The following is a 6,951-nucleotide window of genomic DNA, read 5'->3' as shown; positions in this document are numbered from 1 at the left end:
GGGCTGCCCCGCCGCGACGCTCGTCCGGGATGCGGCGCTCACCGGTTGATCCCCAGGTCCGCGTAGACGGTGTCGGCGAGCTCGGCGGCGGAGATGCTGGAGTCGATGTAGCCGGTGAGCTTGAAGTCCTCGATACCCGGCTCGATGGCCTCGCGGAAGGCGGTGGCCGAGGCCTCCCAGCCGTAGGTCTCCAGCACCTGCTCCACCAGGGACTGATCGGCGGCCACGTAGTTGTTGTCGACCTCGAGCTTGGCGATCTCCTTGCGGTTGGCCTCGGAGGCGGCCAGGTAGTCCGAGCCCTTCAGCCACGCCTCGGTCAGTGCCTTGGCGTCGTCGGGTCGGTTGGCGACGAAGTCGCCGTTCAGGGCCACCGAGCAGCAGAAGGGCTCGGACTCGTTGGACTCGATCACGTGGGCGGTGCCGTTGAATACGGGCAGCAGCGGGGCCGGGTCGGAGCCCATGATGGCGTCGACGTCGCCGTTGGTCAGGCGAGTGCCCAGGGAGTCCTCGTCGATGGTGGTCCAGGTGATGTCGCCGTGCTCGGGGTCCACGTCGATACCGGCCTTGGCCAGGCCGATCGAGAAGTAGGCGAAGGCCGAGGAGGACAGTGAGGGAACGCCGATGGTGGCGCCCCTCAGGTCCGCGTAGGAGGAGATCGGGGAGTCGTTGTTGACCACGAGTTCCAGGCAGCCGGAGTGGAAGCCCGCGGTCAGCTTGGCGTTGATGCCGTTGTAGATGGGCTCCAGCCAGGAGAAGAAGATGCCGGGGGCGCCGATGTACTTCCCGGCGCTGAGGGCGTCCTTGGTGTCCTCGGTGCGCTGGGTGCGGGCGAGGGTGACGTTCAGGCCGGCGTCGTCGAAGTAGCCCTGGTGGTAGGCGGCGTACAGCGGGGCGGCGCAGATGTCGCCGCCGATGACCAGCGGCAGCTCCTCGGCGGCGCCGACGACGCCGGAGTTGGTGCGCCGCAGGGTCAGCCAGGCAGCCCCGCCGGCCACGGCCGCGGCGGCGAGTCCGCCGACGGTGAGCAAACGCCGCCGGGTAAGGCGCGAGGTTTTGGAGGACTCCGCGGCGTCGGTGTCGTCTGCGGCGAGGATGTCGGCGGCGTTCTCGGCGGTGACGTCGCCGGCCTGGGGATCAGGGGTGCCGCCGACCTGGGGTTCGGGGGGCGAGTCGGGCGTGTGCTCGGGGTTGTTGACGGGGTTGGAGGGAGTGGACATGGAGGTTCTCCTCAAGGCGCATCGACGTGATCGTTGCGCGGCTGCGGACGGAAATGGCGTTGTCCGAAAGGGAGGATCGCTGTCAGGCACAGGCGGACGGCGGCAGCAATGGCTCGTCCCAAGGTTTCCGCGGCGCTCGATCCAGGTCGGGTATGCGCCCCGGCGGGGCTCCGAATGGTGCAGAAGTCGCGCGGAGTTGAGTTGGGGTTGAGTCGGGCTAGCGGCGGGCGTCGCGCCTCACGGACAGGGTCAGCGTGCCTGACAGCACCGACACATGCACACCTGACACATGACCGCGAGCGCCTGGGCGCTGCCAGCGGTCCGGGTCATCAGGTGAGTGTCAGCCATGGCCCGGACGCTAGCCCTCGCGATCCGAGCCGTGCAAACTGTCGGGCCGAACTCCGGCCGATCTCACACCAGCGCGACCAGGGCGACGGCCAGGACCACGCCGTAGGCCAGCTCGTACAGACCGGCGTCGCGCAGCGCGGGGATCAGCGCCCGGCCGGTGGCCCCGGCCAGCACCGGCCGCAGCGTGCGAGCAGCCATGGCGGTAAGCACCACGAGCAGCACCGCGACGAGGGCGAGCAGCCTCCACACCGAGCCAGGCTCCGCTGCCCCCGCAGTCAGGTCGGCGCGCGCCCAGACCGGCACGAGGACGGCCATCACCACCGGGGTACACACCATGACGACGAAGGCCCGCCGCGCGCCGCGCTCCCCCAGGCGCACCGCCAGTGTGCGCTTGCCGTGCTGCGGATCGGTGTCGATGTCCCGCAGATTGTTGACCATCAGCAGGGAGCAGGCGATCAGGCCGATCCCGCTCGCGGCCAGCCACACCCACCCGGGCACGCTCCCGGTCTGCACGTACACGGTGCCGCCGGTGGCCATGAGCCCGAAGAAGATGAATACGAAGACCTCGCCGAGTCCCATGTAGCCGTACGGGTGGGAGCCGCCGGTGTAGAACCAGGCGGCCGCGACCGCGGCGGCGCCGGCTGCCACCAACCACCACTGACCGGAGAGCGCCACGAGGGCCAGTCCGAACAGCGCGCCAAGGCCGAAACACCCGAAGGCCGCGTACTTCACGCGGCGCGGAGCGACCTGGCCGGAGGCGGTGAGCCGGGGCGGACCGGTGCGGTCATCATCGGTGCCGCGCACGCCATCGGAGTAGTCGTTGGCCAGGTTGGAGCCGATCTGCAGCGCCAGGGCCACGCCCGCGGCCAGCAGGGTGCGCACCAGCGAGAAACCGCCCAGGGCCGCGGCGGCACCGGCGCCGAGAATGACCGGGGCGACGGCAGCGGGCAGTGTGCGCAGGCGCACGACCTCCATCCAACTGGTGGCGGCCGGGCCCGTGGGGCTCTGACCACCGCGCCGTGTGGATCGGTTGCCTTCCGACGCCTGCCGCTCGCTCATGGTTTCCTTTCTCCGGTACGGGCAGAGCCTACTCGCAGAGCAAAGTGTCACAATCTGCACCACTTTCCCGCGCGGACCGCTCGCGCCACACCAGGAAACCCCGTAATCACGCGGGTCAAGCGGTGATCTGCACCTACAGGGACGGCGAAAGTGGTGCATTTCGTGTCACCGCGTCGGCCAATCCGGGGCATCGCCTTGCCGCAGGGGGTGCTCGAAGTCCTCGTGCTCGAAGCATGGATGCGGACCTCTGAGAGACTCGCATTACCTCCCGTTCCCGATTCGTGATTTTGTGGGCGGTCGGTTAGGGTGAAGCGCCGCAAACCATTCGGAGGTCCTCTCATGACCAGTGGTCCCCTGCCAGACCAGCAGTCCCCGTACACGAACAACGGCGGACGGCCGCGCAGCTATGACGTGCCGACCTGGCGCAAGGCCGCCTACTACGGCGGGGCCGTGCTCCAGGGCGTGGGACTGATCATGTTCTTCAGCGTCTTCTTTATCGGCTTCAGCGCCTTCTCCGGGTTCGGTACTTCGGACACGGGCCAAGACATCGGCCGCATGTTCCGGTCCTTCCCCGTCTCACTCGTCGGTTTCATCCTGATCGGGATCGGCCAGTGGATCCGACGCGTCGGCAAGGAGGGTCTGGCCGGCTCCGGCGTGGTGCTGTCGCCCCAGGGAGAGGCCCGCGACGCCGAACCGTGGAAGCGCTCGGAAGGCGCCCAGGATCAGATGCGGCTGGAGGAGGTTCCTACCCTGCAGACCGCACTCGGCGGCTCTTCCAAGGCGGCGGGCGCCCCGGCCGAGGTGGTCCGGCTGCGCTGCCGCTCCTGCGGATACCTGGAGACCGAGGACGCCACCTTCTGCTCCCACTGCGGCCAACCGATCTGAGATCGCTCGAGGTCGGCACGCAACTCTGCCCGCAAGCACACCGTCCGGTCCGGCCGCGCCCGCTACGAGTCAGAGCCCGGGCCTGACTCCGTGGCAACGAGTCACTGGTCATAATCCCGGCCCGCCCCTACGGTGGGGGCATGAGCGAGCACACCGACTCCCCCACGAACACCAATCCCTACCTCGGCCTGCTGGAGGCCTCACTGGATCGCTCCCGCGAGCGCTTCGACCGCGCCCTGAACGGGGTCACCGTGGAACAGGCGAACACTCAACCCACCCCGGAGCTCGCTCCGCGCATCGACTCCCTCAGCTGGCTGGCCTGGCACACCGCCCGCGAGATCGACATGCAGATCTCCGCCCTGGCGGGCACCGAAATGCTGTGGACCGCCGCCGGCTTCAAGGAACGGTTCGCTCTGCCGCTGCCGGACGACACCGAGGACTGGCGCCACACACCGGCTCAGGCCGCGCTCGTGCGCGTGGCCGACCTGACGGTTCTGACCGACTACCTCGACGCCGCCTACTCCCTGGCGCGCGACTACCTGCGTTCTCTGTCGCCGCAGGCGCTTGAAGAGGTCATTGACCGGGCCTGGACGCCGCCGGTCACTCGCGGGGTGCGGCTGGCCTCGATCATCGACGACGCCGCCCAGCACTCCGGGCAGGCCGTCTACACCCACAGGCTCCTGGGCCTGCCCGGCTGACCAGTTCCCGCGGCCCCGATGGGGACGGCCCGAACCGGCACTAGCTGCACGCCGCCCGGCCCACGGGTCAGTCCACGACCTCACCGCGGCGGATCACGGTCACCGGGCGCAGGTCCGCGTCGGTGACCACGACGTCGGCCCATAGGCCGGGTTCCAGTGCGCCGATGGAGTCGTCACCGAGGATCTCAGCGCCCTGGCAGGAGGCGGCGAAGACCGCGTCGACCAGGTCAACCCCGCCGCGCCAAGTGGTGCGCACGACGTCGAGCAGGTGCGCCGTGCTGCCGGCCAGCGCCCCGCCCTCGGTCAGGCGGGCCACCCCGCCGGAAACCGTGACGGCCTGGGAGCCGAGCACGTAGTCGCCGTCGGGCACGCCGGCGGCGGCGAGCGCGTCGGTGATCAGCACGACGTTCTCCCGCCCCAGCGTCTCGAACATGTCGCGCACGATGGCGGGGTCCAGGTGGACGCCGTCGCCGATCAGCTCCACGATGCACTCCCCGCCCGCGGCGGCGGCGAGGAACTCCGGCACGGGTCCGGGCTTGCGGTGGTGCATGGGGCGCATGCCGTTGAACAGGTGGGTGGCGGTGGCGCGGGCGGAGCGGACCGGAGCGCCGGCCTCAGCGCGTGCGGCGATACGGGCGGAGGCGTCGGCCAGGGCGGCGCGCACCGGGGCGGCCTCGGCATCGGTGTGCCCGAAGGAGGGCAACGCGCCGCCGTCGATCAGCGCGGCGACCACGCCGTCGTCGCCGGTGATGTACGGCTTCTCGGGGGCGATCGTCATGGTGGCCACGTGTCCGCGGCCGAGTGCGATCAGCTCGCGGGCGAGGGCGGCATCGGGGTCCGTGATGTAGGTGGGGTCCTGGGCGCCGCAGCGCTCGACGGACACGAATGGTCCCTCGAAGTGGATCCCGGCGAGCTCCCCGGCGTCGCACAGGTCGGCCAGTACTCGCGTGCGCGCCTTGAGCACCTCCGGGGCGGCGGTGACGCAGGAGGCGACCAGGCTGGTGGTGCCGTGCCGGCGGTGCTCGCGGACGGCGGTCATGGCCTGGGCAGGGGTTTCCGCGTTGGGGAAGGACTCGCCGCCGCCGCCGTGGCAGTGCACGTCCACCAGGCCGGGCAGCAGGTAGCCGCCCGCCGGTGCGCTGCGGGCGGTGGCGAGCAGGTCCGCCCAGCCCGCCCGCGCGGCCTCCGTGGCCGGACCCACCCAGGCGATGTGGCGTTCGGCGAGGACGACGATGCCGTCGTCGATGATCTGCATCGGGGTGACGACCCGGCCGCGCAGCGCCGAGGGGGCAACCGGTGCCGCGGCGGAGCCCGCGGAGGCCGAGGTGGAGCACGGATTGGAGGAGGCCGACGCGGAGTCGGCGGGCATGGCGGCGTTGCTCATGCCGTGAGTCTATCGCATAAACCACGCAGACATCAGACGTCTGCTGTCTCGCGGGGTTGGTGCGGATGAGACGGCCACATCCGGGCCACTCAGTGGCTCAGACGCCGCTCCACACGCCGCACCGCCCGGTCCACCGCGGCCTCCAGCCGGGCCGAGCGGCGGGCGCCGTCGGCCCACAGCAGCCCCTCCCCCACGGGCCGCACGGCCACCACCCGTCCGCGGTCCACCAGCAGCGGGCGGAACATGCCGTTACTCGCCGGGCAGATCAGCCGCTCCCCGGCGGCGTCGGTCAGGCACAACCGGTCCTTGTAGCCCACATGCAGCTCATCGAAGGAGGGCAGGAACAGCGTGCGGGCGACGGCGCGCCGATTCGCCTCCAGCAGCTCGGGCAGGTCGGCGCGCAGGTAGAGCACGTCGCGCCCGGACGTCACCCCGACACCCGCATCGAGCAGCCGTACGCTCCCCCGCAGCCCGCCCTCGGTCCGAGCGCGCACCAGCGGCACGCGGGCCGTGGCCGGGTCCACCGGGTAGTCGGCGGCGTTCGTGATCTCGACGGCGTCCTCCAGGGCCCGGGCGGCCTCGGCCTGCGGCAGGGTGGTCCAGCGGGCGAGGTCGGCGGCGCTCACCGGCCCGTGGCTGGTGGCGTAGCGGCGGGCGATCTCCGCCAAGGCGGCGCGGTGTCCGGCGGCGCCGTGAGCGGCTCCCCCGCTGCCGCCGGGGCCGGTGTCTGCGCCGGGCAGGTCACGGGCGTCCATGATCAGGTGCTCGTTGCCGCGCCGGGGCCCCTGTACCAGCAGCCCCTCACGCTGCAACCGCACCAGCAGGTGTCGCCGCCGCCAGGAACCGCTGGCGGCCGGGTCGGAATCGAGCAGGCCGGCATCCTGCCAGGCCCTGATCAGCCGGGTGCGGGCAACCGGCCCCTCCCGGCCGATGAGCCCCAACGCGGCATCGGCGGCGCGCCCCAGGACGGCGTCGTCAATCCCCAGACGCGCCTCGGTCTGTCGCGTCCAGGCGTCCGAGCGGTGCATGAGTGCCTCGCGCAGCCAGTGGTGGTCGGCGGCGGTGGTGATGTGGATCGTGCCGCGCATCGGCCAGGAGCGCACCAGGCGCCCGGAGGCGAAGGCGGCGTCGACTGCCGAGCCCGTGGCGCCGTCGGCCCGCAGAATCAGCGCGTGCGGTACGGCGGAGGGCTGCTGCCCCTGCACGGCGAGTTGACGGCGCACCGCCTCGACTACGTCGGGGGCGATGGTGGCGGGGACGAGCCCCTGGGCGAGGATGCGCAGGTAGGACATCTCGCGCGGGGCTGCGGAGCGGGTGGCGGGCATGGACAGATGCTAAGCGCCCGGCGAGGGTGCGGCAC

Annotated in this window: 6 protein-coding genes; 2 read left to right on the top strand and 4 right to left on the bottom strand. The window is 71.4% G+C overall.

The window, feature by feature from the left end:
- Positions 1 to 38 precede the first annotated feature (38 nt).
- Positions 39 to 1,217, bottom strand: coding sequence for an ABC transporter substrate-binding protein (locus BN1056_RS00525; RefSeq protein ID WP_210578233.1), 1,179 nt, complete (start codon positions 1,215 to 1,217; stop codon positions 39 to 41).
- Between the two features lie 411 nt (positions 1,218 to 1,628).
- A complete protein-coding gene (locus tag BN1056_RS00520; RefSeq protein ID WP_210578231.1) occupies positions 1,629 to 2,624 on the bottom strand; it encodes a 1,4-dihydroxy-2-naphthoate polyprenyltransferase in 996 nt (331 codons plus the stop codon).
- 339 nt (positions 2,625 to 2,963) lie between these two features.
- Here BN1056_RS00520 and BN1056_RS00515 point away from each other — a divergent pair, with 339 nt between their 5' ends.
- On the top strand, positions 2,964 to 3,509 hold the full coding sequence (locus BN1056_RS00515) for a zinc ribbon domain-containing protein (RefSeq protein ID WP_210578229.1): 546 nt from the start codon (positions 2,964 to 2,966) through the stop codon (positions 3,507 to 3,509).
- Positions 3,510 to 3,649: 140 nt separating this feature from the next.
- Entirely contained in the window at positions 3,650 to 4,207 is a 558-nt protein-coding gene (locus BN1056_RS00510; RefSeq protein WP_210578227.1) for a mycothiol transferase, read from the top strand.
- A gap of 67 nt (positions 4,208 to 4,274) precedes the next feature.
- Here the strand turns inward: BN1056_RS00510 and BN1056_RS00505 are convergent, their stop codons facing one another.
- Together BN1056_RS00505 and BN1056_RS00500 are read right to left on the bottom strand one after the other, a co-directional pair.
- Positions 4,275 to 5,462, bottom strand: coding sequence for an N-acetylglucosamine-6-phosphate deacetylase (locus BN1056_RS00505; RefSeq protein ID WP_244671418.1), 1,188 nt, complete (start codon positions 5,460 to 5,462; stop codon positions 4,275 to 4,277).
- Between the two features lie 218 nt (positions 5,463 to 5,680).
- Positions 5,681 to 6,916: a DNA glycosylase AlkZ-like family protein gene (locus BN1056_RS00500; RefSeq protein ID WP_210578224.1), complete on the bottom strand. Its 1,236-nt coding sequence runs from the start codon at positions 6,914 to 6,916 to the stop codon at positions 5,681 to 5,683.
- Positions 6,917 to 6,951: the final 35 nt, after the last annotated feature.

Source organism: Actinomyces succiniciruminis (assembly GCF_900002405.1).
In the GTDB taxonomy this organism is placed as follows: domain Bacteria; phylum Actinomycetota; class Actinomycetes; order Actinomycetales; family Actinomycetaceae; genus Actinomyces; species Actinomyces succiniciruminis.
This window is presented reverse-complemented; position numbering and strand designations above follow the sequence as displayed.

Excerpts from the sequence above, each read along its gene's own strand:
- BN1056_RS00525 (WP_210578233.1), bottom strand. The coding sequence starts at position 1,217 with ATGTCCACTCCCTCCAACCCCGTCAACAACCCCGAGCACACGCCCGAC.
- BN1056_RS00520 (WP_210578231.1), bottom strand. The coding sequence starts at position 2,624 with ATGAGCGAGCGGCAGGCGTCGGAAGGCAACCGATCCACACGGCGCGGT.
- BN1056_RS00515 (WP_210578229.1), top strand. The coding sequence starts at position 2,964 with ATGACCAGTGGTCCCCTGCCAGACCAGCAGTCCCCGTACACGAACAAC.
- BN1056_RS00510 (WP_210578227.1), top strand. The coding sequence starts at position 3,650 with ATGAGCGAGCACACCGACTCCCCCACGAACACCAATCCCTACCTCGGC.
- BN1056_RS00505 (WP_244671418.1), bottom strand. The coding sequence starts at position 5,462 with ATGCAGATCATCGACGACGGCATCGTCGTCCTCGCCGAACGCCACATC.
- BN1056_RS00500 (WP_210578224.1), bottom strand. The coding sequence starts at position 6,916 with ATGCCCGCCACCCGCTCCGCAGCCCCGCGCGAGATGTCCTACCTGCGC.